At 58.4% G+C, this 24,231-nt stretch carries 20 protein-coding genes and 3 pseudogenes; 12 read left to right on the top strand and 11 right to left on the bottom strand.

The genetic code is table 11. The features are described from left to right. Positions 1-111: 111 nt before the first annotated feature. The 4 genes and pseudogenes from M3436_03955 to M3436_03940 all read left to right on the top strand — a co-directional run bounded on the left by M3436_03955 (position 112) and on the right by M3436_03940 (position 2,803). A complete protein-coding gene (locus M3436_03955; GenBank protein MDQ3563312.1) occupies positions 112-405 on the top strand; it encodes a DUF3387 domain-containing protein in 294 nt (97 codons plus the stop codon). A gap of 40 nt (positions 406-445) precedes the next feature. Continuing rightward, positions 446-1,021, top strand: a pseudogene (locus M3436_03950) (transposase). 258 nt (positions 1,022-1,279) lie between these two features. Next, positions 1,280-1,636, top strand: a complete 357-nt coding sequence (locus M3436_03945; protein ID MDQ3563311.1) for a hypothetical protein — start codon at positions 1,280-1,282, stop codon at positions 1,634-1,636. Between the two features lie 90 nt (positions 1,637-1,726). Further along, a complete protein-coding gene (locus M3436_03940) occupies positions 1,727-2,803 on the top strand; it encodes a DUF2971 domain-containing protein (protein MDQ3563310.1) in 1,077 nt (358 codons plus the stop codon). Positions 2,804-2,842: 39 nt separating this feature from the next. Here M3436_03940 and M3436_03935 read toward each other — a convergent pair whose 3' ends face one another. Continuing rightward, complete coding sequence (locus tag M3436_03935; GenBank protein MDQ3563309.1) at positions 2,843-3,406, bottom strand: transposase; 564 nt, start codon at positions 3,404-3,406, stop codon at positions 2,843-2,845. Positions 3,407-4,626: 1,220 nt separating this feature from the next. Between M3436_03935 and M3436_03930 the strand changes: the two genes are divergently transcribed. After that, a complete protein-coding gene (locus tag M3436_03930) occupies positions 4,627-5,607 on the top strand; it encodes a hypothetical protein (GenBank protein ID MDQ3563308.1) in 981 nt (326 codons plus the stop codon). Positions 5,608-5,832: 225 nt separating this feature from the next. Then, positions 5,833-6,021, top strand: coding sequence for a hypothetical protein (locus M3436_03925; GenBank protein MDQ3563307.1), 189 nt, complete (start codon positions 5,833-5,835; stop codon positions 6,019-6,021). A 312-nt stretch (positions 6,022-6,333) separates the two neighbouring features. Here M3436_03925 and M3436_03920 read toward each other — a convergent pair whose 3' ends face one another. Together M3436_03920 and M3436_03915 are read right to left on the bottom strand one after the other, a co-directional pair. Further along, positions 6,334-6,867, bottom strand: a complete 534-nt coding sequence (locus M3436_03920; GenBank protein ID MDQ3563306.1) for a Smr/MutS family protein — start codon at positions 6,865-6,867, stop codon at positions 6,334-6,336. 148 nt (positions 6,868-7,015) lie between these two features. Continuing rightward, a pseudogene (locus M3436_03915) lies at positions 7,016-7,960 on the bottom strand (phosphoribosylformylglycinamidine synthase subunit PurQ). 106 nt (positions 7,961-8,066) lie between these two features. On the opposite strand from M3436_03915, the pseudogene M3436_03910 reads away from it, so the two are divergent. Next, positions 8,067-8,716: pseudogene (locus tag M3436_03910) on the top strand (transposase). Positions 8,717-8,930: 214 nt separating this feature from the next. On the opposite strand, the gene M3436_03905 reads toward M3436_03910, so the two are convergent. The 4 genes from M3436_03905 to M3436_03890 form a co-directional block, all read right to left on the bottom strand. Further along, positions 8,931-9,200 (bottom strand): hypothetical protein, encoded by a 270-nt coding sequence (locus tag M3436_03905; protein ID MDQ3563305.1) that lies wholly within the window; start codon positions 9,198-9,200, stop codon positions 8,931-8,933. Beyond that, a complete protein-coding gene (locus M3436_03900) occupies positions 9,185-9,676 on the bottom strand; it encodes a cysteine hydrolase (GenBank protein ID MDQ3563304.1) in 492 nt (163 codons plus the stop codon). The genes M3436_03905 and M3436_03900 overlap by 16 nt, the downstream gene beginning before the upstream one ends. A 288-nt stretch (positions 9,677-9,964) precedes the next feature. After that, positions 9,965-10,663 (bottom strand): Crp/Fnr family transcriptional regulator, encoded by a 699-nt coding sequence (locus M3436_03895; protein MDQ3563303.1) that lies wholly within the window; start codon positions 10,661-10,663, stop codon positions 9,965-9,967. 240 nt (positions 10,664-10,903) lie between these two features. After that, positions 10,904-11,149 carry a hypothetical protein gene (locus M3436_03890; protein MDQ3563302.1) on the bottom strand — a complete coding sequence of 82 codons (246 nt, stop codon included), beginning with the start codon at positions 11,147-11,149 and terminating at the stop codon, positions 10,904-10,906. Between the two features lie 94 nt (positions 11,150-11,243). On the opposite strand from M3436_03890, the gene M3436_03885 reads away from it, so the two are divergent. The 5 genes from M3436_03885 to M3436_03865 all read left to right on the top strand — a co-directional run bounded on the left by M3436_03885 (position 11,244) and on the right by M3436_03865 (position 17,048). Further along, positions 11,244-12,425, top strand: coding sequence for a DUF4142 domain-containing protein (locus M3436_03885; protein MDQ3563301.1), 1,182 nt, complete (start codon positions 11,244-11,246; stop codon positions 12,423-12,425). A 257-nt stretch (positions 12,426-12,682) separates the two neighbouring features. Then, positions 12,683-14,365: a hypothetical protein gene (locus tag M3436_03880; protein ID MDQ3563300.1), complete on the top strand. Its 1,683-nt coding sequence runs from the start codon at positions 12,683-12,685 to the stop codon at positions 14,363-14,365. Positions 14,366-14,838: 473 nt separating this feature from the next. Beyond that, positions 14,839-16,272, top strand: a complete 1,434-nt coding sequence (locus M3436_03875; GenBank protein MDQ3563299.1) for a hypothetical protein — start codon at positions 14,839-14,841, stop codon at positions 16,270-16,272. A 279-nt stretch (positions 16,273-16,551) separates the two neighbouring features. Then, positions 16,552-16,863, top strand: a complete 312-nt coding sequence (locus M3436_03870) for a hypothetical protein (GenBank protein ID MDQ3563298.1) — start codon at positions 16,552-16,554, stop codon at positions 16,861-16,863. After that, positions 16,860-17,048: an NAD-glutamate dehydrogenase gene (locus M3436_03865; protein MDQ3563297.1), complete on the top strand. Its 189-nt coding sequence runs from the start codon at positions 16,860-16,862 to the stop codon at positions 17,046-17,048. Before M3436_03870 ends, M3436_03865 begins: the two co-directional genes overlap by 4 nt. A 509-nt stretch (positions 17,049-17,557) precedes the next feature. On the opposite strand, the gene M3436_03860 is transcribed toward M3436_03865, so the two are convergent. The 4 genes from M3436_03860 to purB form a co-directional block, all read right to left on the bottom strand. Further along, positions 17,558-18,154 (bottom strand): hypothetical protein, encoded by a 597-nt coding sequence (locus M3436_03860; protein MDQ3563296.1) that lies wholly within the window; start codon positions 18,152-18,154, stop codon positions 17,558-17,560. A gap of 245 nt (positions 18,155-18,399) precedes the next feature. Further along, positions 18,400-22,305, bottom strand: coding sequence for a phosphoribosylformylglycinamidine synthase (gene purL / locus M3436_03855; protein ID MDQ3563295.1), 3,906 nt, complete (start codon positions 22,303-22,305; stop codon positions 18,400-18,402). Then, positions 22,302-22,832: a hypothetical protein gene (locus tag M3436_03850; GenBank protein ID MDQ3563294.1), complete on the bottom strand. Its 531-nt coding sequence runs from the start codon at positions 22,830-22,832 to the stop codon at positions 22,302-22,304. The genes purL and M3436_03850 overlap by 4 nt, the downstream gene beginning before the upstream one ends. Before the next feature lie 25 nt (positions 22,833-22,857). Beyond that, positions 22,858-24,225 (bottom strand): adenylosuccinate lyase, encoded by a 1,368-nt coding sequence (gene purB / locus M3436_03845; protein ID MDQ3563293.1) that lies wholly within the window; start codon positions 24,223-24,225, stop codon positions 22,858-22,860. Positions 24,226-24,231 lie beyond the last annotated feature (6 nt).

Raw genomic sequence — 24,231 nt, 5'->3', positions numbered from 1 at the left:
CACTCTGTCCATGCCCTCAAGCATACTTGCTTTTCGATAAAATCAAGTGTGAAAGATTCGGTATGGGGAATAGCCAGGTAACTAAGAGAAAAAAAGGCGCTTGACAAAGCTATGACAGGGCGGAACCGTGAAGCGGGTTCCGCCGGATGTGTGCAGCCACCATTCGGCGCATTACGGCTATCGCCTAATGCGCCCTACTCCCTCGCCAACAGCCTCGATGCCGAGCAGAGGCGCGCGGCCGAGGAGGGGATCTGCGACGACGAGCTTGCTTTGTTCGATCTGCTCTTCAGCGAGAGCATCAGCCGACGAGACATGGAGAGCCGAAGGCGAAGTCGAGGAGCCCGCGATAGGCGCGCGTCGACGGGCGAAGCAGGAGACGCATCGCGCCAAAGTCAGCCCGCGTAGGGCGCGTGTCCGCGCCGTTCGTTGACGATATGATATCGGCATGCCGGACTATCGACGTGCCAACGTGCCGGGCGGCACCTACTTCTTCACGGTCAACACCTATCGTCGCCAAACGTTTTTAACCGGCGCCGACGTGCGCACCGCATTGCGAGAGGCAATCGGGACAGTTCGCCAGACGCATCCATTTCGCATCGATGCTTGGGTGCTCTTGCCTGATCATCTCCATGCCCTTTGGACATTGCCTCCCGATGATCACGATTTCTCCCACCGCTGGCGAGTCATCAAGCGCCTCGTCACCCAAGGGTGCGCAGCGCGGCTCCACCGACCGGAGTGGTCAACGGAGCGTCGTAGACAACGCCACCAGAGCACGCTCTGGCAGCATCGGTTCTGGGAACATCTCATTCGGGACGAGGACGACTTTAATCAGCCTGTGGATTAGCTCCATTGGAACCCGGTGAAGCACGGCTATGTGCGAGAGGTGAAGGATTGGCCGTATTCGAGTTTTCATCGCTATGTGAAACGGGGCCTGTTGCCGCTCGATTGGAGAAGCACGATGCCGTTATCCGATGGTGATATGTTCGGCGAGCGAATGGGCGCGGACACGCTTGCTGGGTAGGGCGTGCCGTGCGCGCCTTCACCGACCGAGATATTTCCGTACGCCGTAAGGTGGCGCAGGGACGCGCCCTACGCTTGCTTGCTCACGCAACCCCCTACGGTCCCGCAGCCTATCCCGGGGCAAGACCGAGACGAAGCCGGTGCTAAGTACTTGATGCGGCGTGTGCTACTCTTTGCAAGTGGGCTGGCCGCCGCCTAGCGGGGCGACGGATCGGCCTCCTACATCACGTTATTCCTGAGAAACCAACGCACCGCTGACATGGCCGGCCAAGTTCTTAAAGCGACAACATTCAAGGATAGCCATCGGTCCTTCTTGGAAGCACTGACGAAGGGCGGTGTTGTATACAGGGAGCTGCCTCCGCCGCCGTTTCCCGTTGCTTCGGGAATCACCGTCGAAATACTCATTCATGGGGCGTGGGGCGCTCTTGCCGTCGCATGCATTGCATGGGCATCGGCACGAAAGAGTCGAAAGATCAACGTCATTACAAAAGACAATACGGCACTGTGGTTGGAGGGCTACTCTGCAAAGGATGCCGCCCGGATTCTGGAGGCTGCAAAGCAGATTGCTGCCATAGACACGAAACCTGATGACGAGTCGCGTGATGATCAGGCATAACCATCGCTTCCAGTCGACGTATTTGCCTTCGCTTCGCTACGGCAAATCCGCGGCTGAAGCGGGGCGTTTAGACCGCGTTAAGCTTTCGGCGTGAACATCTGCGAAAAGCATAATTTTGGTGGGTTGCTTCCTTGTCCGTATCCGGGCTGCCCGAACGGCACGGCCAACGACTGCGTGACCCAGGACCCAGGTACCGGCAAGGCGATTACGCACGAGCGTGCATTCTTCACCGATGTCGAACAACAGCCGCGTTACTTTTGGCACACCAAAGACATGCCATTTGCGCTCGGGGCTAACCATCTGGCTCGGGGTGAGATGGCGCGCCTTAACGCGGAGAAAGTCGACCTCATCTATCACTACACAACTGTTGACGCTCTTCAAAAGATCATCGAATCCCAATCTCTTTGGCTAACGGATTATGCGTACCTGAATGATTCGTCCGAAGTACAACACGGTCTTCAAATCGCTCACGAGGCGCTTCGAGATTTCGGCTCGGATCAAGTGATCGCAAAGATCTTCGCAAATGTTGTGGATTCGCCAATCGAGCTACTGCCTCGCCTCTGCGTCGCATGCTTTTCGCTTGACGGCGACAGCCTGAGTCAGTGGCGCGCATACTCACGCGGCTCGTCGGGTGTGGCCATCGGCTTCGAACTGACGCAATTCTTCGACGGAATTGGATACCCGCGCCAAGCCAATCTTTCGAGGGTCGTCTACGACGACGACCTGAAGCGGTGCATGCTTCGGAATTGCTTTTCGTATTTCGAGCAGGCTTGGAAGCTCGACGCCGCCGCCGATCCGCGTCATATAGAATCGTATGACAATTTGTTACGCGGAGTGTTTTTCGAGCTCGTCGTTCTCTGCAAGGACATCGGATTTCAGGATGAGCGGGAATGTCGCCTCGTCTATCACGAAGATCCTGGTCTGTTCAGCCGCCTACCGCTTAAACCTGCGCCAAAGAGCTTTCGAGTGTCCGGACCGATGCTCGTACCGTACACAACCTCAGCTGAGCTGGATTGCATCACCGACCCACAACAGTTTCCGATCGGGCGTGTGGTGGTCGGCCCTCACCCGCACATGAACGTTATCGCAGCAGGAATCCGTGAATTCCTTCAGTTCCGCGGGTACGAGAAAGTCCCGGTGGATATATCGACCATTCCTTTCCGGTAGCAGTAGGGTACGCATCGCGTACCATTATTTCGCCCACCATCATTCCCTGACCGTGTTCGCCAGATCGGCGAAATCCAGGGGTTCATCCACCGTACAACCCCACGTCGGATCGTAGACACCCCGTTCCACCCAGCGATGGAAGGTGGAATAAGGCCAGGCCCGTGGACAATCCCCCAACCCATGTTTTACCGGGTTGTAGTGCAGGTAGTCGAAATGCCGTGCATAGTCCCGTTCATCCCGCAGGGTATGTTCCCAAAAACGCCGTTGCCAGACACCACGTCGCCGGTAGCGGGAGCGAGATGTGGTTCCGGGCTGTTCCAACCCGCCCAATGCCAGCCAGGACTGCGTGAAGTGTTTCTTGATCGCGCCCCAGCGTTTGGAATAATCGGGATCGTCAGGCGGCATGGTCCAAATCGCGTGCAGGTGATCCCGCAGCATTACCAGGGCATCCACCCGAAACGGCCAGCGTTGCAGGCAATCCCGAAATGCCGCGCGCAGGCAGTCCCGCGCCCGGTCGTTGCCCAAGATCGCCGCCCGCCGTTCCGTCACCACGGTGAAGAAAAACGATCCGCCGGGCACATAACACCGCCGATAATCCGCCATGCTAAAATATCAACCCCATCGTAGTACCATCCCCGCGCAAGCCGTAGCAAGCCGTAGCAAGCCGTAGGGTACGCGTACCGCGTACCATTACGCCCGCCAGAAACCTGATCGCAATGGGTTCACGATTCCATTGTAAACAACGCATCGCGGGTTTGGGTCATGACCATGTTATACGCCGAAAAAGGTACGCGGTGCGTACCCTACAGGGCTTCGAGGGCTTTCAGAAGCGGTCTGTTCTAGAGGTCGTAACACCCTTTAGTCTATACAACCTCGTGCGAGATACTGTTCTCCGAAACCAAATCACATTTGTAGCATGGAATAGAGAGGCGCTTCGGTTCGAAGTTAAATGATTTCACTTAACTATGACGCCCAACCACGCGCTCTACCGGACGCTCGTACCTCGCGCCGCTGATCTCGGTCGTTATCGCGCTGGGAAAAGCTCGGCGCATCTTGCAGGGTGAGAGTCCCTGTCGGGTAAGGGCTAGCCACCCACCCGTATCGAGTGTTGCGTCTGTGGAGGAGTCGAGGGAGCGACGAACGAAACAGGCGAAGCGTACACAGAGTATCCTGGGTGACGCGTACCCTGAAGTGCTGGTACAGCTTCTAGATGAGCTTGTTGCAGATGCCGAGGGTTTTAACGTACACCGAAGGCAACACAGAAGCACCCGGAAAGGCGAGGGTGTGGAGGTCCGCCGGAATCCACAGGCCGTGGCATGCAGGAAGAGACGCGTCAGAGAACCCCGGAGGTCCCATCGGTTCCTGGCATGGGGAGGTGTAGGTGCAAGGTAGACAGCTATTGAGGCACACAAGGGGAAACACGGGGTTACGCTGGAACCTAAACACGTGCATGGAACCATGAACCAGGCAGGCGGAGGAGTACTGTGAAAGGAAAAGCCCGCCGGATGCCGATGGGAAGTCTTATCAGGCATAGTACTCGGAGGTGGGGAAACCCCACTAGGGGGAAGTACCTGACGGAAGCACGTAGCCCGCAAAGGAAACTCATCCCGGACCTGTCGGGCCGGACTAGCATGAGTCAACCTCCCTGCGGGGAACACCAAACAGGTGGAGGGCCGGTGACGGTTTCCGCCTGCGCGAAAGCGAGTGCAAGCGAGGAACCGAATGCGGGAATACTGCACGTCCGGGTCTGTGCGGGGGGCGCCGGGCAACCGGCGTCCCTACCGCGGAGATCGCCTACCATTCTATTAATAGCGAGAACTTCTATGATTAAATCAATTAAAGAAATTTTCACATCTCGGCATCCCGATTGTGAACAACCACTACCGCAACACGGCATTCTCTATTTTGATCTTTTGGACGCTGAACTCCGAAGCAAGCCATCTCAACCAATAGAGCAAGAATTAGGAGCTGTTATCGACAGTATACGTAACAAGAGACGGGATCGTTCACTCACCTGGAATGATCTCTACACGTTCGATTTAATACTCTCTCGCTTTTTGCCGCCAGAGAGCTTGTCCCGAGAGGTTTGGAGTTTACGATCTAGGTATCGAGATGTTACTGGTCTTCGCGAGTATGAAGCGTATTTAGCATCAAAACCACCTGATTTGGGAGGTCAAGTGGAGGAGAAAGATCTACGAGCTGATATCGAATACCTATTGAGCCAGATATACTTACGATATGCGATTACTCCAATTAATCAAGAGGTCAGTGATCATATATCGAGACGCGTCACAGTCGTAATACTCGCTGGGGTTGCAATAATCGTGTTAGCGGTTTTGCTGAACGTTACTGGTATTATAAGAGAGACACCCCCAGCAACATTATTGCCAGTTCTATTTGTTGGAGCAATGGGAGGACTTTTGAGTATGCAGCAACGATATCAAAGCGTATCACGAGAAGGTGATCCAATTGATAACATCTCCCAATTGATGCAGAACTGGTCGAGGCTTTTTCTCCCAGCTATTAGTGGTGCCATCTTTGCAGCTTTGCTTTACATGTTATTTATTGGAGGATTACTTGAAGGCGATTTATTCCCCAAGCTGGGTAGCAATCCTGGGAATACCAATAATCAGGATGGGACTTCGATGTGGGATTTCTTAAAACATGCTAGACCGGGATCAAGTCGCGATTACGCAAAACTGATAATATGGTCTTTTATTGCTGGATTCGCTGAGCGATTTGTTCCCGACACATTATCTCGTTTTATTTCTCGAAGAGAAGCGGATACCAAGAACGTAGCTTGAACAAATTGGCAATATGAATGCACTTGCGAACCTAATATAGTGCTTCTATGCAGCGCATACATTCTCGCCGCAGGGCGATCTAACAAGGCGCTCCAGCCGACGTCCCTGCCTCCGCTTCGCTCCGGCAGGGCCGCGGCTGAGCTTGATCGTTACCGCCAGCGCGTGGATTACTGGCTCGACCAATGGTGGCGACCTGCCGCTGCTACTGGAGGAAGGAGTCAACCCATGAGCGAGCAACCCGTTTCCCGTCTGCCCGACGTCGACATGCAGGCGGCGCCGGCCGCGTTGCTCCGCGCCGCCCGACGTGCCCGAGAGATTGCGAGGCAGACTGGCACCGCCGTGGTGGTGGTGCGCGACGGCAAGCTGGTCGAAGAACGCCAGTCGGCCCCGGAGCCGGCTGCCCCGGAGCAGTAATCGAGCGGATCGGGCATGGCCCCCTCACCGACATCAACAGCGAACACCGGCTGGTCCAGCAGATCTTCGCGGCGCACCGGGAAAAGGCGCCCGCCCTCGACCTGTCGTTGCGTCGGCTCATGCGCGGCGACGTTGCGGTGTAGCGCATTTCCGCGCAGAAACCCTGCTGAACGAATAAAATGACGAGATTAGTTAAGGTACGTTTGCATTAAAGCAACCATTTTGGAAGTTTGGGCCCGTAATCGCCACCCGCCCCGAGCTTTTTGTGGTGCTTCGGCAGGTGTGCTTCGTCAACGGGGAGGCTTCCCATCCTTAGCGCCGGAGTAAGACATACACGGCGCCGGTCCCGCCGTCCGCGGGGCGGGCTGATGAAAACGCCAGTATATCCTTGCGGCGCTGGAGCCAGAGGTTCAGTTTACCTTTGAGCACCGGCTGCTTCTGGAACGATCCATGGCCCTTGCCATGGATAATGATCACGCAACGGTGGCCTGCCATGGTCGCGGACCGCAAGAACTTGGACAAGGCTTCCTTGGCGAGGGGCACCGTCATACCGTGGAGATCGAGCTGTGCCTGCATGCTAAAATCACCCCGCCGCAGCCGCCGCACGACTTCCCGCCGCACACCGCGGGCGAGGAAGAGCAGCTCCTCGCCGGTCTCGAGATCGCTCGAGTCATAGTCGTCGCTCAAAAGCGCCTGCATGACCCGCAGCGTCTCGAGACGCGCCTGTTCCGCGATCGGCTCGGGGCGCGGTCGTTCGGGGAAGACGCTGTCATGGACGATGGGTTTCACCTCTCCCACGGCGTCGCGGAAGAGGGTGATCTCTTCGGTGGAGGGGGTCTTGACCATAGACTTGTCCACGGCGGCGGCGCATTTCGCTTTAAGAGGCTGACATTCTGCGCGAAATCGGAGCGCAAGCCAACGCTTACCTGTAGTTCTCCCCGTGCTCTTCTTCGAGGATTGACATCGAGAAAACCGTGGGGTTCCGTAAATCGCCTTATGCGACCCACCGCCGCGCATTCTCGAACAATCGGAACCAAGGCCCGGCCTCGTGCCGCCACGTCTTGGGCAACCATGAATATTGCCAGCGCAAGAAAACCCGCTCGGGGTGCGGCATGAGGATCGTGCAGCGTCCGTCGGTGGTGGTGAAGCCGGTCAATCCCCCCGGCGATCCGTTGGGATTATTAGGGTAGACTTCGGTGGGCTTGCCATGATGATCGACAAAGCGCAGCGCCGCGGTTTGATTGTCCAAGGTTTCCCGCGCGCCGCCGCCGGCCGAAAAATCCGCACGGCCTTCGCCGTGGGCGACGGCGATCGGGATCAGGGACCCCGCCATGCCGTCGAACAGGATCGAGGGCGAGGGCAGCACCTCGACCATCACCAGGCGCGCCTCGAACTGCTCGGAAACATTGCGCGCAAATCGTGGCCAATCGGCCCCGCCCGGGACCAGATCGCGAAGGTGCGACATCATCTGACAGCCGTTACAGACGCCGAGCGCAAAGGTATCGGGGCGTTCGAAAAAGGCCGCGAATTCCGCCCGCGCCCGCTCGTTGTACACGATGGCGCTGGCCCAGCCGCGCCCCGCGCCCAGGACATCGCCGTAGGAGAAGCCGCCGCCGGCGGCGAGACCGCGGAACGGAGCGAGGCTTCGGCGGCCGGAAATAATATCGCTCATGTGCAGATCGACGGTATGAAAGCCGGCGCGCTCAAACGCCGCGGCCATCTCGATGTGCCCATTCACGCCTTGCTCTCTTAGAATAGCCACCGCCGGGCGCGCTCCGGTCGCGACCGCCGGCGCATGCTCGCGTGGATCGTAGCCGACTCGAACACTCAGGCCCGGGTCCGCGAGATCCGATAGGAGATCGAATTCCTGGCGGGCACAGATCGGGTTGTCGCGTAGGGCCTGCATGCGGTAGCTGGTCTCGGACCATAGACGCTGTAAGCAGAGCAAAAAGGGGACGGATTTATTTTCCGCGAAGACTCCGGCATACTGATTCCGCGGTCAGTGTTCAGGAGGAACAAGCCATGCCAAGAAAGGCAAGGATCGTATACTCGGAGTCGCTCATCACGTCATTCAGCGCGGTCACAACCGGCAGGTGGTTTTCGCCATCGAGGAAGACTTTCAGTGCTACCTAGAAAACCTCGTTGAGCTCAAGAATGCCTTCGGCGTCAAGCTGTATGCCTACTGTTTGATGACGAATCATGTGCACCTGCTATTGGGCCTGCTAGACCGAGCGGCCTGGCGTTGTTACTCAAACATCTCGCGGCCCGACAGACCCGCTATGTCAATACAATTGAGAGACGCACCGGCACCTTGTGGGAAGGACGGTACAAATCCAGTCCGGTGGAAACCGAGACCTATCTGCTGGCGTGTAGTCGGTACATTGAGCTTAATCCCGTGCGGGCCGGGATAGTCCCAAGTCCGGGGGCGTATCGCTGGTCGAGCTACCGTGGGAAGATCGGTCTATGGCAGGATCCCGGCACCGACCTCGATCCGTGTTATGAAGCGCTGGGTGCACCGGAACAATCACGGCGGAATAGGTACCGCGAATTTGTCGGGGTGGGGGTGTTACCCTCCGAACAAACTCTGATCCGGGAGGCGCTACAACGTGGACAACTGACCGGCACACAGCGTTTTGCAGACGAGATTGAGCGAAAACTGAGCATTCGCGTGGAGCACCGGGGCAGAGGACGCCCCCCGAAGGCCTCAAAAATAAAATCCGTCCCGTTTTTGCGCCTGACTGGAAGTCGAGGTCGGTCGAATGCGTGCCGATCGTCGCCAGCCGCGCTATCTCCTACTCACGAGCTGATCGCTCCGCACTGGAGGGAGAGCGCGAGCCGTAAAGCTTGTCTACCTCTATAGCGCGAGGGCCGTGCTTCGCCTGCTGATCAGTCCGTGAAGGAGGTTCGCCCTAAGGCATCTTTCCCACGATCAGCTTCGGGATGTTGATGAAGACGTCCGTGCCGCTACGCTTGACCACCGCATCCAACGGGATATAGCTGTCGGTTTTGAAGATCAGCCCGTGCGGCACAAGCAGGTAGCCTTCAGTTTCCTCCGTCGCTTCGACGACCTTGTCAACCGTGCCGATCGCCCCGTGGTCGGAGCCACGAACCGCATCGCCCGGCTGCACGTCAACGCGGGCTGCCGTCGAAGTCTCAACGACGGCTAGAAACTCGTCCACGTTATGACGGCGTTGGCGATCAGCGGATAGTTCACGCGGATCGAAGCCTCGTATTCCGGAATACCTGACGCGCCGATGGCGTCGGAGAGAAACGTCACGTCGAATCCTTCTTCCATCGCGTGCCGCCCGGTGGACTCGCAGCACAGATTGGCGGTCATTCCGGCGATTACCAGATGAGTAATCCCCATCCGCCGGAGGTGTTCAGGGAGGTCGGTCTGGAAAACATCACAACTCTTATGCGGCAGGAGCACCGTATCGTCCTCGCGCGGCTGCAAGTCGGGATGGAAGTCTGCCCCCCAACTGCCCGCCAGAAACATCTTCTTCTCAAACATCAGGCGGTTGATCCCGCTTCTCCGGTGTAACTGCTCGCCAGCGTAATCCTCCTCCGTGTACGCCATCGGGCCGAACAGGATGGGGATACCGCGCGGTCGTGCGCCCTCAATAGCGCGCTTCAGATGGCCGACCACATCGTTCATCTCCACGGTAGTCTTGGTCATCTCCCAGCCTGCTCCGCCCTCGGAGAGGAAGTCGTGACCGGATCGATCACCACCAGGGCCGTCCGGTCAGCAGGGAATGAAATTCCGGCTCCTTCCTTCGGCAGGTACCTAGCGCCCCGCGTCGGGGTCTCAGGTTTTGATTGTGGCATTGTGTTTTCTCCTTTTGTTCGTGTTTGTGTCGCTGTTTGTTGTCGGAGGCGCCTCGCCTGTTCTGACTTTAACATCCATTAAGCTCCTCTGTCGCAGGGACATGTTTAGAAACCGGCTTCAGAGTGATTCCTTAGGAGCCTCCGTCAAATAGGCTTTGAGTGCTACGACGTCTATGACGAGCGGACGATTGCGTTCATAGTGCACGAGTTTACGCCGTCGAAACTTGCCCATCATGACTGTGACATGGGAGCGACTCATTGCGGCCATTTTCGCTAAATCCTCATGCCCTACTCGCAATTGAACTTTTCCGGCCTTTTCACCGGGCGTACTTGCAAGCTGTAGCAGCAGGCTCCCCAAACGTCCTTCCGCATCACGATGCGTGAGGACTTCGATGCGACGTTCGGCATCACTGAGCCGCTCGCAGAAGGTGAACACGAAAGCGGTCAGCGCCTCGCGGTCCTGCTGTAAATAATTGACGAAGTCTCGCTGCTTTATCTGTAACGCTACACTCGCAACAAGAGCTCGCCCAGTGGTGTGCTGCACTCCGTTTTCCTGCGCGCACAAACAAAGTTCACCGAATGGCTCTCCAGCTGTGATCACTTTCATCATGACTTCGTGACCGCGGGTATCGCCGGTCATCACCGCGACCTGTCCGCGTTCAAGGAAGTAAATACGATCCGCACGATCATCCGGGCGCCAGATGTCCGCGCCTTTAGGAAAGCTGCGTACACGACCGAGCGAGCCGTCGCGCGGCAGGTGCTCAAGGGTGATTCCTGTCAGCGTCTGACAAGCGAGATGGGTCGAGAACTGTTGCACCTCGTCTTTAGGTATAGAAACTTGATCAGGAACCTTTGAAACAGAAGGTAAGCGGGACTCGCCTTGCTGCCTACGGGCATCCCTTTCCGGGGAACCCGTTAAAACTAGATTTTAGCACAGGGAAGAAGCTCGCGACGTTAGCGCACGAACGTTAAAAACGTGGGGCTCGCTGTTAGACTAGTTTTGTAGAGTCCCGAAAGGGGCCTCACCATTCGGCAAGGAGACCTAGCATGCTCACTTTTAAAGACGCTTTTCGGACAAGCTGCGGCCTTCGACGGCAGCATTACCATTAATCGCACGGCCGGCAAGATGTCCGCGCGTTGCGATCTGGAAGGCCACAACGTCCTTACGCTTAACCTCGCCCACGACATGGTGATAGGTAAGAAAGATGTGAAGCAGGAAAAAATACAGCGAGGCCGCAAAGACTTCACCAATTTGCTTGACGGAGCTGCACGCGAGGGCTGTAACAAGGAGATTCGTCGGCATGAAACAATTTCCAATAATCAGACGAGCGACTGTGTAAGTCGTGCCCACACCTTAACGATCTCGGTCAACTAGCATCCAAATCACAGAGAAACAAATGAAAACATTACAGCATGCAAAAGCACTCGGAACGATCGTGACGCTTACGATCACGGCGCTGGCCTGGCCGGCGCTCGCCGAGGAACATACTCGCGCCACGACTGCCGGAACACCGGATCGCGCCGCGGTCGATGAGATGATCGCGCAATGGCCGGAGCGTCCAAAGCTGGGCGCGCAAATGATGCTCTCGCAGTACGGCACTCCGCAGGAAGTCACGTCCGAGAAGCTTGTCTGGCACAACCAAGGCCCTTACAAGCGCATCACCGTCACGAAGAAGGAGCATCATCACGACTTCCCGAAGCCGCACATGGATTTTATCGAACACACGATCCATTACCATGTGCCGGCGGATAAAGCCGACGCCATCTCTGCCTTCGACGGCAGCGCCACGTTCGATCGGACGCGAGGCGAGTTGTCCGGGCGGTGCGATCTGGAAGGGCACAACATTCTGACGCTGAACCTCGCGCACGACATCGCGACCGGGAAGAAGGACTCAGGCGAGGCGCGCAAAGCGTTCAGCCAAATCGTCGTCGAGGACATGCTCGGCAAAAACCCAGGCTACGTCACGGCGCTTCAATTCAAGCCGATGGCGATGACACAGGCGGCCTTTTCCGATAAGCCGGCTATTCCCGGCTCTCCGATGCGTCCGGTGGCCAACGCGCATTTGAAGGGCGACAGAGGCGACGGGGAAATCCTCGGCTTCATTGGCGCGATCAATGAGAGCGAGATCGTGGCCGCGATGGTGGCGAGCAAGAAGAAGGTGAATTCTCAATTGGCTCAATACGCGACGATGCTGCACCAGGAGCATGGCAAGAATCTCGACCACACGATGAAGCTCGGACAGAAGATCGACGTGACGCCGCTGGAAACTCCGGCCGTGGACGCGCTGCGCGTGAAAGCCGCGGGCGAACTCGCCCCGTTGGTGCCGTTGGACGGCGAGGAATTCAGCCGCACTTACATTACGGCGATGACGAAGGGACACACGGAGGCGCTGCAAATGATCGACACTCAGCTTCTCCCCAAAGCCCAAAGCGACGACCTGAGGAAACATCTCACCGCAACGCGCCAGCACGTTGCGGCGCACCTTGAAGCAGCGAAAAAGCTTCAGGGAGGAATCGCCGGTACCGCTTCAGATCCGACACGCGTCCCGGTGCGGCAAAAGCAAGAACAGGAGAGATAGAGCCGCCGTGCCGAAAAGCCAATCGACGCGACCCGTTACAGGGAACCAAACAAACCCGGACGCTCACACGCAAGATTTTGGCAAACCAGCCAAAAACAAACAAATAAACCAAAGGAAGCACTGAAAACGAAAAGCACGCCGAGGTGATTCGCAAGCTACTTCAGACCAGCCAATGAGATTTAGAATTTCCAAGCACGGGTGAATAAATAAACACTGCCTGAACGAACCAACGCCATGAACAAAAAAGAGAAATAATTATGAAAACCCACACGCCTATAACCTTTTTCCATCGTTTGGGTATTTTCTATTTGGCCACCGGTTTCATCTGGTTGAGCGGTTGTTCATCGAAACAGCCAGCAAAGAGCCCGGAGCCGCCCTCCGCGTCTGCCTCGCCTCAGACGATGAATCAGGCTGAACGTTCTGCTTCGGATGGACCACGAATGGCCGGGCCGGCCATGCCGCACCGACGCGGCAATGCCGATGCCGGCCGTGACGTTTTCCGCTTCGAGACCTTCGGCAACGAAGGTTTCTGGACTGACGCGATGCGAATGCCCCAAGGCATGAAGGACGCGAAGGTGACCCCGATCGATGCGCTGAAGGCCGGCGTGACTGTCGATGCGAAAGCAATTGAGCCATCCCTGCGTGCGGCGTTGGCGAAGGAACTCAAGACCGACATGTCTCCGCAGAATGCGCCGCTGCTCAACGATCCGATGACGACGGTGAAGCTCATCGAGCTGAAAGCGGTTGCCGGTATCGTCCCGAAAGACAGTAACGGCGACGGCAAAATTGATATTGCGAGCGGTGACAAAGTGGGCCTCTCCTGCGCCATTTGCCATACAATCTCAGACAAGTCGGTGTTCGACATGCCGGGCGCCGGCTCAATCGGGAAGCGCCTGGATGGACGGGCGGCGCTGACGTTGAACGTCGGCAAGTTGCTCGCGCTGGCGGCGAACTCGCGAGCTTATTACCCGAATCTTCAACTCGTTCTCGGCGGCAAAACAATCGGGCGAGCGCCAAAGGGCATCACACCGGATTCAACTGAAGCTGAGGTCGATGCTTATCTCATGAATCCCGAGTTCTATCCCGTTGGCACTTTTGACGAAACGCAGGATGGCGTCGGTAATCCAGTCGTGAACACGCCCCTATTTCGGCAGGACCTGGCCGCCCCCTATGGCACGGCAGGCGAGTTTGCCATCCTGGATAACATTGGCAATTCCTCTTACACCTCGAATCTCGATCCGACGACCTTGGTGACGCCAGAGGGCCGGGCATTCTTAAGAATCAAAGCGGGTCCGCTGGGCGAGGAGTTGGCCAACAACTACGAAAAGATTCTCAAGGAGAGTGGCGTAACCGGTTATCCCTTTGTTAAAGCGAAGATGGCGGGAAAGCCTGGCGAGTTGGCAAATATCGTGGGGCGTCGCGTGGACGATCAAAAGCTCATCGACATGAATGCTTACATCGACGCGCTCAAGGCCCCGAAGGGCGCGAAGGTCGATTCATCGGCGTCGGCGCGCGGACGGAAACATTTCCGCAACAACTGCACGAGTTGCCACAATGTCGATCAGAGCAGGCCGGTCCCGACCATGCTCGTCGATATGAAGAAGATGATGCCCGACTACCAGCCGGAAGTTCTCGGCCAGCGGCCCCCGTTGAGCCCGATTCAAAATTCATCCGGTGGCTTTGACGACAAAATGATCATCGTGGATGCGAGTGACCGTGGAGACAAGCGTGGCTTCGCGCTGCCGCTGCTTCTGGATTTGGATAGGAAAGAAAAATTCCTGCACGATGTTTCGGTCACGGGATTGGATGCGCTGCTTGACCCCAAGCGAGGCGACACCGCGCCGCATCCCTTTTACATCGCTGACCCTTCGCAACGCGGCGAGATGGTTGATTTTCTGCGGAGCTTGGACACGGGGGAATCCCCGGTCGCCAAGCGGTGACCCTACGTCTCGACAAAAAAGAGTCAACATGAAGACGAAGGATGAGCGTGGGGAAAAGTCATAACGTGGGACGCGCCAGCCGCGTCGGAGCGGCGGCCTATTATATTGTGGCTTCTGGGTATACCACTTTCCGTCGTTATCATTCTGGCGTTGCTAGGCGTCTTCTAAAGGCTCGCGTAAAGAGCACGAAAGTGCGTGCTCTCCTCTCTTTGATTAAGACAAAGGATAAAGCCATGTTTACTTTCCATAAACGTACTCTCACTAAAACTTCGGTCGTGGGGATCGGCGCATTGCTGGCGGCCTGTATCGCAGACGTAGATGCCAGCAAGTCAAGGAAATCAAATGGCCTCCCCAATCCAGGACAACCGGTCGCACACCGGCTCGGAGACATCGACCGTGGCCGAGCCGTTTTTCGCTTTGCGACGTTCGGTAATGAGGGTTTCTGGACGGATGCCGTACGCTTGCCCGCGGGAATGATTGACGCCGGGGTGACGCCATTTCAGGCGTTGCAATTAGGCCTGCACATAGATATCAAACGTCTCGATCCTGACACCGTAGAACTATTGAAGTCGGAATTGATCGCCGACCCCACAGGTCAGAGTTCGCCTACGCTCAATAACCCAGCGACCACCGTCAAACTTATCAACGCCAACGCGATCATTGGCTTGCCTGCGAAGGACAGTAACGGTGACGCCACGATCGACATCACCCAGGGCGACAAAGTCGGCGCGAGCTGTGCGCTTTGTCACACTATCACCAATGAATCGGTCTTCAATATGCCGAACGGCGGCTCCATTGGCAGGCGGCAGGATGGCCGCGCGCCGCACACGCTCGATTTTGGCACGCTGGTCGCCCTCGGCGCTAATTCGCGCGCCTATTATCCGGTGCTTCAACTCGCGCTTGACGCCAACAAAGGCGCGACCCTCGGCCGGGCGCCGACAGGGTTGACTGAGACCTCCACCGAGGAGGAAGTAGACGCGTATCTGACCAACAAGGACTTCTACCCCGTTGGCATGTTCGATGACACGGTGGACGGCAATGGCGACCCCATGCACAACATGCCGCTGTTCCGCCAGGATCTCGCGTTTCCGTTCGGCAGCGAGGGTGCGATCTCCCGGTTGGATAATTTCAGCAACCTGGTTTACACGGCGCTGCTCGATCCGACGACGCTTCTCACCCCCGGCGGAGGCGCATTCTTACGGAAGTTAGGCGGTGATGCGGCTGGGACTGAAATTGCCGACGACTATGCCAAGGTACTCGCCGACACCGGCGTTGCGGGCCCGTTTCCGTTCATTCGCGCCCGTCCGCCCGCCGATCCTGCTTTGGCGGGCACCGAAGGTTTTCCGCTCGGCGTACGTGTCAACACTAAGAAGCTCATTGACATGAATGCCTTTCTATTCCGTCTTCAGGCGCCGCGTGGCTTGCGCGAAGATCGGCAGGCGATTGCGCGTGGACGCGAGTTGTTTCGCACCGTGGGTTGCACGAATTGCCATAACGTCAACCAGCGCAAGTTCGTGCCGACTTTCATCGTTGATATGAAGACGATCTTCCCCGGCGACGATCCAGTCGTGCTGCTCGCGCAGCGCGATCCGCCGCTGAATCCGATCTTGAACACGCCGGGAAATATCGTTGACATGCCCGTCAATATCTTTGACGACAAGATGGCGGTGGTCAACGCCAGCATACGCGGGCTTGAACGCGGGACTGCTCTGCCCTTGCTGCTCGATCTTGCACGCAAGCCGGTCTTCCTGCACGACAACTCGGTGGCCACTTTGGACGATCTCCTGAATCCCAATCGCGGCTCCACGGCGCCCCATCCTTTCTTTCTAGAGGACGCGGCTGACCGTTCAGATATGGTGCAGTTCCTCCGCGGGCTCGGTACCGGCAAGCCTCAAAGAAAGCACTAGAGGCCGCTGCAAAAAAACAGGGTCGGCGCTGTCTTCGTGAAAGACCGATCGAATCTCGGCGGCCAAGTTGGCCGCCGAGAGTTCGGAAGTGAAGTTCGAATCTTAACTCGCCTCGTTGACCGCGAGTCTTAACCAAATCTTTACTCGCCATGATTCGCTTTCCGATTGGCGCGGCGGGCGCGGACAAGGACCAAAACACAGGCCACAATCTGCCGCGGCCAGCACGGTAGATCGCCCCGCACTCGATAAGCTGGTGGCTGCATACTCGCCGCGCAGGAGATGATCGCCAAGTATGGCGTGCCCCAGGAAGCCCTCCGAGACACTCTTTTGGCACAAAGCCGGCCCATACAAACCATCAAGGTGACTCGCGTGGAAATCCCGCACGATTTTCCAAAGCCTCACATGGATTTTCTCGAGCACGCGATCGAATATCGCGTGCCCGCCGAGAAGGCCAGTGTGATCGTCGCTTTCGACGGCAGCATTACCATTAATCGCACGGCCGGCGAGATGTCGGCGCGTTGCGATCTGGAAGGCCACAACATCCTCACGCTTAACCTCGCCCACGACATGGTGATAGGTAAGAAGATGTGAAGCAGGCGCGGATCGCTTTCGGCCAAAACGTCGTGGACGATGCAATGGGGAAGCACCCGGCTTACGTGGAGGCGCTGCAGTTCGACCCGGCCACGAGGGCAGGCCCCTTCGCGGACACACCAGTGATCCCAGGTTCGCCCAAGCGCGCCGCCGGCGCCGAGCGAAGGCAGGCAAGATGGCGATGACGCCGAGATCCTTGGCTTTGTCGTCGCTGTCGACGACAACGAGACCCTTGCTGCGGCCGCGGCCGCGAAAAAGAAGGTCAGTCCGCCGGTCCTAGACTACGCAAGAATGCTCCACGAGGAGCACGGTAAAAATCTGGATGCCACGCTTAAGCTCAGCCAAAAGATGCGCGTCACGCCGATCGAGACGACGGCCGTTGACCAGCTGCGCGTAAGGTGCGGGGGAGCTAGCCGCGCTGATTCCGCTCGATGGCGACCAGTTCGGAAGCGCTTATATTGCGGCGATGATCAAGGGACACACGGAGGCGCTGCAAATGATCGACAAGCTTCTCAAAGGTGCCAAGAGCGACGCCTTGAAAAAGCACCTCCGAAACACGCGGCCATGTCGCCATGCACCTCAAAGAAACCGAGAAAGTGCAAGCCAGCCTGAAGCGCTAGGAACCTCTTCCTTTCTGTGATCCTGGTGATGATCTGCTGCAATTTACGAAGGTAGCAATTCCCAGCCTTTTGTTTTAACTAAGCCGCTTGCTTTTTTGCAGAGGAACGAAGCCCTTCAAAATCGCCTCGGGCCAAAAATCTTCATTTTCTTTCGTGATTTCCACCAGAAGAACGTCCGGGCGGTTCCGGATTTGATTTAAGAATTTCAACGGGTAATTCGGTACCGTTGCAATTATTTTGAGCCGGGAATTTAATGCCTGTGCTGTGATATCTCGGAAGCGCGGAGATGCGATTTCCATCTTTCCGATTTGGCCCATAATGAGAAGATCCGCAGAACGCAGAGCTGTTTCAATGGCAGGAACAACAAGAGTCTCTACCGTTTGAAGATCGACTCCAAACCGGTCCACGCAGAGCTCTGACGGAAGGCCGCTTTTGGCAAGGATCCGGCTCTCTCCCTGCAGTGTTTTCGTGAGGTAACCCACGCGTTTCCGGTTCTCGAAAATATCCTCGGTATAAAAGCCCTCGGCGCGGACCGGCGATTTTTTTAGTTCGGGAATCAGCCGTGAAATCACGCCCGTCCGGCCGCGCCACTTGCGGCTTATCAGAATAAGGTTTTTTGCGCCTTCCAGCGTAAGGTCATGCTTTAACTTTTCTTGATAGCGGCTGCCCACAACCTCCACAGGCCTCAATAATCGGTTACGCAATCAGCAATTCAAAACCCATCGCTCAGACTCATACCTGAATTGGATTGACTGGATGAGCGGCCAAATCAAGAACACCGCCGCGTAAGGGCACCGAGTAAGCGGCGCGCGATCTGTCGCAGGGCCGCTATGGCGGCCCGGTGCGCCGCCGCATGTACTTCTCCCCGTGCTCGTTTCCGAACCATCGGGAATAGCGTCGGGTTCCGTGAGCTGCCTCATGCGACCCACCGCCGTGCATTTTCGAACAATCGGAACCAAGGCCCGGCCTCGTGCCGCCACGTCTTGGGCAACCATGAATATTGCCAGCGCAAGAAAACCCGCTCGGGGTGCGGCATAAGGATCGTGCAGCGTCCGTCGGTGGTGGTGAAACCGGTCAATCCCCCCGGCGATCCGTTGGGATTGTTAGGATAGACTTCGGTGGGCTTGCCATGATGATCGACAAAGCGCAGCGCCGCGGTTTGATTGTCCAAGGTTTCCCGCGCGCCGCCGCCGGCCGAAAAATCCGCACGGCCTTCGCCGTGGGCGACGGCGATCGGGATCAGGGACCCCGCCATGCCGTCGAACAGGATCGAGGGCGAGGGCAGCACCTCGACCATCACCAGGCGCGCCTCGAACTGCTCGGAAACATTGCGCGCAAATCGTGGCCAATCGGCCCCGCCCGGGACCAGATCGCGAAGGTGCGACATCATCTGACAGCCGTTACAGACGCCGAGCGCAAAGGTATCGGGGCGTTCGAAAAAGGCCGCGAATTCCGCCCGCGCCCGCTCGTTGTACACGATGGCGCTGGCCCAGCCGCGCCCCGCGCCCAGGACATCGCCGTAGGAGAAGCCGCCGCCGGCGGCGAGACCGCGGAACGGAGCGAGGCTTCGGCGGCCGGAAATAATATCGCTCATGTGCAGATCGACGGTATGAAAGCCGGCGCGCTCAAACGCCGCGGCCATCTCGATGTGCCCATTCACGCCTTGCTCTCTTAGAATAGCCACCGCCGGGCGCGCTCCGGTCGCGACCGCCGGCGCATGCTCGCGTGGATCGTAGCCGACTCGAACACTCAGGCCCGGGTCCGCGAGATCCGATAGGAGATCGAATTCCTGGCGGGCACAGATCGGGTTGTCGCGTAGGGCCTGCATGCGGTAGCTGGTCTCGGACCATAGACGCTGCAGGCCGGCGAGATCGGATCGGTAAATGTCGTGACCCTCATGGCGGATAATAAGCGCCGGCGCATCGATAGGAGCACCGATCACGTGCACACGCGCGGCCAGCGTCCCGTGGGCGTGAAAGGCCTCCGACACGCCTTTGAGGTCCTCGCGGCGCACCTGTAATACCGCCCCTAACTCTTCGTTGAAGAGGATCGCGAGCGGGTCTCCTCCGAGCGCATCGATCTCGATGCGCACGCCGCGACGGCCCGCGAGCGCCATCTCCATGAGCGTCACGAACAAACCGCCATCGGAGCGGTCGTGGTAGGCGAGGATGATCCCCATCTCATTGAGCACTTGGACCACTTGAAACAATGCCTTGAGATCCTCGGGGTCGTCGAGGTCGGGAGGCGTATCGCCCAACGCGCTATAGACTTGCGCCAGGCACGAGCCTCCGAGCCGGTTGCGGCCCCGGCCGAGATCCACCAAGAGCAATACCGTCGGCTCATCACAAAGCTGGATCCGCGGCGTGAGCGATTGACGAACATCGGCCACCGGTGCGAAGGCCGAGACGATAAGCGACTGCGGCGCCGTCACCGACCGCTGTCCGTCGGCCTCCTGCCAGACTGTTTTCATGGACAGTGAATCCTTGCCGACCGGAATAGTGACGCCGAGGGCCGGACAAAGCTCCATCGCGACGGCGCGCACGGCATCGTAGAGGCGCGCGTCTTCACCCGGATGCCCAGAAGCCGCCATCCAGTTGGCGGAAAGTGCGACGTCAGATAGCCGCGGAATACGTGCCGCGATGATGTTGGTGATGGCCTCGGCGACGGCCATGCGCGCCGCGGCCGGCGCATCGATCAAGGCGATCGGCGCGCGCTCGCCGATGGCCATTGCCTCGCCGGTAAAACTCAAGAACGAGCTGGCGGTAACCGCGCAGTCAGCCACCGGAATCTGCCAGGGCCCTACCATTTGATCGCGAACCACCAACCCCGACACCGTGCGATCGCCGATCGTAATGAGGAAGCGTTTGTCGGCGACCGCGGGTAAGCGCAGGACGCGTTCGACTGCATCCCTGAGATCGAGATCCCGCGCCGAAAACGGCGCGAACGAGGGCTGCAAACGCGCGGCCCGTTGGGTGATCCCGGGCGGGCTGCCCAGCAACACGCGCAACGGGAGATCCACGGGTGTCTCTCCGCCATCATGCACGACCAGATCGCGTGCTTCGGTGGCCTCGCCGATGACGGCGTGGGGACAGCGCTCGCGCGTGCAGAGGGCTTCGAGGCGATCGAGATCCTCGGGATTGATCGCGAGCACGTAACGCTCTTGAGCTTCGTTACACCAAAGCTCCAAGGGCGAGAGGCTGGGATCGGCGCTAGGAATAGCGCCTAGATCGAGACGCCCGCCGCGAGCGCTTTGATCCAAAAGCTCGGGGACCGCGTTCGAGAGCCCGCCCGCGCCCACGTCATGGATGGCAAGGATAGGGTTGTGCCGCCCGAGGGCGCAACAGCTATCCAAGACTTGCTGGCAGCGGCGCTCCATCTCGGCGTTGTCGCGTTGTACCGAGCCGAAGTCGAGCGCTTCATCCCCCTGGCCCGCGCTCAGGGAGGATGCGGCGCCGCCTCCCAGACCGATGAGCATCGCGGGTCCCCCGAGGACGACGATCTTGGCCCCGGGCGGGATGGTTTCTTTGTGGATATGTTGCAGGCGAATGCTCCCGAGTCCCCCGGCCAACATGATTGGTTTATGATAGCCTCTCACCTCACCGCAGCCGGGCAGGGCTTGCTCGTAGGTGCGGAAATATCCGCACAAGGCCGGTCTTCCGAACTCGTTGTTGAACGCCGCGGCGCCGATGGGCCCTTGCAGCATGATGTCCAAGGCAGATGCGAAGCGGCCTGGCTGCCCATAGCTCCGCTCCCAGGGCTGAATGAAACCGGGGATGCGGAGATTCGAGACCGAGAAACCCGTCAATCCGGCCTTGGGCTTGGCGCCGCGCCCGGTGGCGCCTTCATCGCGGATCTCGCCGCCCGCCCCCGTGGCGGCCCCGGGAAAGGGTGAGATCGCGGTCGGGTGGTTATGGGTTTCGACCTTGATCGTGATGCCGGCGGATGCTTGCGCATAAGCATAAGACTGCGATGTGGGGTCGGCAAGAAACCAAGGGGCGTCGTAAGCGCGTATTACTGCTGCGTTGTCTCGGTAGGCCACCAACACCCGCGCCGGATTGCGCGCATGGGTCGTGCGGATCATGTCGAATAAGGAATGCTGTTGCGGGATGTCATTCAGGACCCAGCGCGCATTGAAGATCTTGTGCCGGCAATGCTCGGAATTGGCCTGCGCAAACATCATAAGCTCGACGTCCGTCGGATTGCGGCCGAGATCCAGATACGCCCCTAAGAGATAGTCCATCTCAGCGGCTGACAGCGCCAGGCCGAGTTGCCGGTTCGCGCGTTCCAAGGCAGGGCATCCCTCGCGGATAAGGTCCACGGTTTCCAGCGCTTTCGGCGCCGTGTGTGCGAACAGCCTGGACGCATGATCAAGATAGAACCCGGCCTGCTCGGTCATGCGATCATGGAGCAGCGGCGCGATCCGAAGGAGCGTTTCTCGTTCGAGAGGCGCGGGATCTTGGGAGCGAAAATACCATCCGGTTCCGCGTTCGAGGTGCACGATGTTGTCCAAGCCGCAAACCCGGGCGATTTCCGTGGCCTTGCTCGACCACGGTGAGACGGTGCCAGGACGCGGCGTCACTAACAGCGCTTCGGGGCGCGGGGCGGCGCGCACCGCCCCGGCGCCCAGAATGCTCATCAAGCGCTCGTACTCGGCACTGGATAGAGGTTCAGAGACGAGCGCGAAGTACGCCGTCTCGACGGCCAAGGACGTGACGGCCGGCGCGAGGGCGCGCACCGAGGCAAGGAGTCTTTCCAAGCGAAACGCGGGGTAGGACGCGGGAGCGACGAAACTTTGGAGCCTCGCCGGCCCAACGAGCGTCACAGAGACAAGCGGCGCAAGTTAGGATCGGGTAGGGCGGTTTGCCACAGCTCGTCGAATCGGCGCTGCAATTCCGTGGCGGCATCGGGAGCATGAAAATTAGCCACGCCTTCGTAACGGTCTGATAGCCCGCTATGCACGTATCCCTTCCGGTCCGCAATGAGCATGCTTTCGTTGCAGTGCCGGTGTTCGGGCGGGGGGCTGCGAAGCTCGAAGAAACTACTCAGGCGCAGCGCCAGCTCGAGCAGCCTGTGATTGCGGTGGAGGAGGGGTGAGGGATCAAGGATGAGGAGCCTGATTTTCGCCTTCCGGTTTCTTAGCGCGAGACTCTTGAAAGCGTCCACCAGATGCCGGTCATCAAAAATCAGCGGGTCCAAATGGCGGCTTACAATGTCGATCGTCCTCCGGCTTTGCGTCACCATGCGCAGCATCGCCTGGCGCTGGTCTCCGCGCGTGGCGAGCTTGATCGGCACGCGAGTCTGCCCCAGGGTATGTTCTTGGAACGCCGTTCGGGTGTCTGCTGCGGGCATGGGACTCTGATCTCATCCTCACGGCTTAAATCGATAACGCCTGCTCGGTTGCGTTGCCGGTATAGTTCATGGGTTGGAGCGCCTGCAGCCGTTCTTTCTCCGGCTCGGGGATGGCCAAGGTCCCGATAAAGGCGTGCAGCGCCTCGCGGTCGATGCGGCGGCCGCGGGTGAGCGCTTGAAGTTGTTCATACGAATCGCCGATCCCGTAACGGCGCATGACCGTTTGTACCGCTTCGCCCAGAAGCTCCCAGGCGTCGTCGAGATCGCGGCTTAGGGCGCTCGGGTCGACCTCGAGTTTCGCCAGTCCTTTGAGACAGGATTCATAGGCGATCACGCTGTAAGCAATGCCTACGCCGAGATTGCGCAGCACCGTTGAATCGGTGAGATCGCGCTGCCAGCGCGAGACGGGCAGCTTTGCAATGAGGTGCTCACAGAGCGCGTTGGCAAGCCCTAAGTTGCCCTCGGCGTTCTCGAAATCGATGGGATTGATCTTGTGCGGCATCGTGGACGAGCCGACCTCGCCGGCAACCGGTTTCAGCCGGAAATAGCCGAGCGAAATATACCCCCAGGTGTCGCGGCAGAGGTTAATGAGAATGGTGTTGAAACGCGTTAAGACGGATAAGAACTCGGCGAGGTAGTCATGGGGTTCGATCTGGGTGGTGTACGGGTTATGTTCGAGCCCGAGGCTTTCGACAAAGGCACGCGCGATCGCCGGCCAGCCGACGCCGGGATAGGCCGCGAGATGCGCATGGTAATTCCCGACCGCGCCGTTGAATTTTCCGAGCAGCGGAGTTTCCTTTAACTGCCGGTACTGGCGCTCGAGCCGGTGAGAGAAATTGGCGATCTCCTTTCCGAGCGTCGTCGGGGAGGCGGGTTGGCCGTGGGTTCGGGCAAGCATGGCGTCCGCGGCGAACCGGTGTGCGAAACCGACCAAAGTCTGTATGAGCTGATCCCATAGCGGCAGGATCGGGTGGCTGCGCGCGGCGCGCAGCATCAAGGCATAGGCCAGGTTATTGATGTCTTCCGAGGTGCAGCCGAAGTGTAGGAACCCGCTCACCGCCGCAAGCTCCCGGTGTGCTTCAAGGCGTTCTCTCAGGAAATACTCGACTGCCTTGACGTCGTGATTGGTGCTCGCTTCGATGGCTTTGACCCTTTGCGCATCGCGCGGGCTAAAGTCATCGATGAGGCCGTTCAACCACGCATTCGTATTGGCGCTGAAGGCGGGTACCTCCGAAAGCTCCGGAGACGCCGACAGCATTTGTAACCATCGGATCTCTACCTGAAGACGATACCGAATGAGACCGTATTCGCTGAAAATAAGCCGCAACCCCGCGGTTTTTTCGGCGTAGCGGCCGTCAATGGGTGAAATCGCGGTGAGCGCTGATAGATCCATGGATGT

This window comes from Pseudomonadota bacterium (genome assembly GCA_030859565.1).
Lineage (GTDB): Bacteria > Pseudomonadota > Gammaproteobacteria > JACCXJ01 > JACCXJ01 > USCg-Taylor.
The sequence above is the reverse complement of the archived record's forward strand: the minus strand, read 5'-3'. Positions and strand labels throughout refer to the sequence as shown.